The organism is Mycobacterium sp. E735 (assembly GCF_001666955.1).
In the GTDB taxonomy this organism is placed as follows: Bacteria; Actinomycetota; Actinomycetes; order Mycobacteriales; family Mycobacteriaceae; genus Mycobacterium.
In genome coordinates, this window is sequence record NZ_LZIX01000167.1 from 1 (window position 1) to 1,919 (window position 1,919).

The 1,919-nt window shown below is 68.3% G+C and carries 4 protein-coding genes; 1 reads left to right on the forward strand and 3 read right to left on the reverse strand.

Annotated features, from left to right (window positions below):
* Positions 1 to 547, forward strand: a 547-nt coding sequence (locus tag A5704_RS13085; RefSeq protein WP_067889306.1) for a DUF5666 domain-containing protein, incomplete at its 5' end; no start/stop codon positions are given.
* 129 nt (positions 548 to 676) lie between these two features.
* Here A5704_RS13085 and A5704_RS13090 read toward each other — a convergent pair.
* The 3 genes from A5704_RS13090 to A5704_RS13100 form a co-directional block, all read right to left on the reverse strand.
* A complete protein-coding gene (locus tag A5704_RS13090; protein WP_067754083.1) occupies positions 677 to 1,024 on the reverse strand; it encodes a metal-sulfur cluster assembly factor in 348 nt (115 codons plus the stop codon).
* A complete protein-coding gene (gene sufU, locus A5704_RS13095) occupies positions 999 to 1,499 on the reverse strand; it encodes a Fe-S cluster assembly sulfur transfer protein SufU (RefSeq protein WP_156670084.1) in 501 nt (166 codons plus the stop codon). Before sufU ends, A5704_RS13090 begins: the two co-directional genes overlap by 26 nt.
* The coding region (locus A5704_RS13100) for an aminotransferase class V-fold PLP-dependent enzyme (RefSeq protein ID WP_156737669.1) at positions 1,496 to 1,919 on the reverse strand (424 nt) is incomplete at its 5' end. The genes sufU and A5704_RS13100, both read right to left, overlap by 4 nt.

Here is a 1,919-nt window from a genome sequence, read left to right on the forward strand (position 1 = left end):
ACCGCCCGTGGGCAAGGACTACGTCGAAGGCATGGTCCAGTCGGTGGCCGGCGACAAGATTCAGCTCAGAACGCGCAGCGGTTCGGCGACGGTGGACTTCGCTCCTGCGACTCCCGTCTTCCAGGTGGCCCCGGCCAAGCTCCCCGATGTCACCCCGGGTAGCTGTGTGAACGTGCGGGCCACCCCGCAAAGTTCACCGGCCGCCGGCGTGACCGCGCAGACCGTCATGATCACGACGGCCGTCGACGGCAAGTGCCCGCCGCCCGCCGGCTTCTACGGCACGGTCGCGTCGGTGTCGGGAAACACCATCGCCGTCAACGGGATTGGGCCCGGCGGCCCAACCACGGTGACCGTCAACGACGCGACGTCCTACAAGAAGCAGACGATCAGCAACACCCAGGCGATCACGAACGGCACGTGCATGGGGGCTCAGGGGACGAACGACGGTGGCGCGCTGCAGGCGACGACCATCAGCCTGGAGCAGTGCCCACCGATGGGGCGCCCCCACCACCACTTGCACCTGCCGCACCTGCCTTTCCACCTTTAGCGGGGATCGCAAGCGCGGCGAAGCCGGGCGCAGCGGGTCCCCGCCATCAAACCCAGCGGGGATCGCAAGCGCGGCGAAGCCGGGCGCAGCGGGTCCCCGCCATCAAACCCAGCGGGGAGGCGGGCGGGTTCAGACGGTGAAGCCGAGGGCGCGCAATTGTTCTCGGCCGTCCTCGGTGATCTTGTCGGGGCCCCACGGCGGGTTCCACACCCAGTTGATCCGCAGGTCGTCGACCAGACCGCTGCTGACGAGCGCGCTGCGTGACTGGTCCTCGATGACGTCGGTGAGCGGGCACGCCGCCGAGGTCAACGTCATGTCGATCAGGGCGACGGTTCCGTCGTCGCCCTCTTCCACGTTGAGCCCGTAGACCAGGCCGAGATCGACGACATTGATGCCCAATTCGGGGTCGACGACGTCGCGCATCGCCTCCTCGAGGTCGGCAAGGAATTCGTCATCCGGTGCGGCGGTCTCGCTCATCTTTCTCCTCCTCGAAGTCCGCGGCCGTATCCGAGCAGACCTGCGCCAACGCGTCCTTGAACGCCATCCACCCCAGCAGCGCGCATTTCACCCGGGCCGGATACTTGGCCACCCCGGCGAACGCGATCCCGTCGCCGAGGACGTCCTCGTCGCCCTCGACGGTCCCGCGTGAGGACACCATCTCGGTGAACGCGCTGACGGTCTTCAGGGCCTCGGGCACGGTCTGACCGATCACCTGCTGGGTCAGCACCGAGGTGGCCGCCTGGCTGATCGAACAGCCCTGGCCGTCATAGGAAACATCCGTGACGCGCTGACCGTCGTCGGACAGTGCGACCCGCAGGGTCACCTCGTCACCACAGACCGGGTTGACGTGAGAAACCTGCGCGCCGAACGGCTCCCGCAGCCCCCGGTGCTGGGGGTGCTTATAGTGATCCAGGATCACGTCCTGATACATCTGCTCCAGGCGCACGGTCAGTCTCTCCCGAAGAATTCGAGCGCCCGCCGCACGCCGGCCACCAGCCGCTCGACCTCGTCGGCGGTGTTGTACACGGCGAACGATGCCCGGGCGGTGGCCGCCACGCCGAACCGGCGGTGCAAGGGCATCGCGCAGTGATGCCCGACGCGCACCGCGACGCCGTCGTCGTCGAGTACCTGCCCGACGTCGTGCGCGTGCACGCCGTCGACGACGAACGAGACGGGCGAGCCGCGGTTTTCCATCACGGTCGGCCCGATGATCCGCACGCCCTCGATGCCCGAGAGGCCCTCGAGGGCAGCGGCGACCAAATCGCGCTCGTGCGCTTGGACCGCGTCCATGCCGATGGCGTCCAAATAGCGTGCGGCCGCGCCCAACCCGACGACCTGCGAAGTCATCGGCGTGCCGGCCTCGAACCGTTGC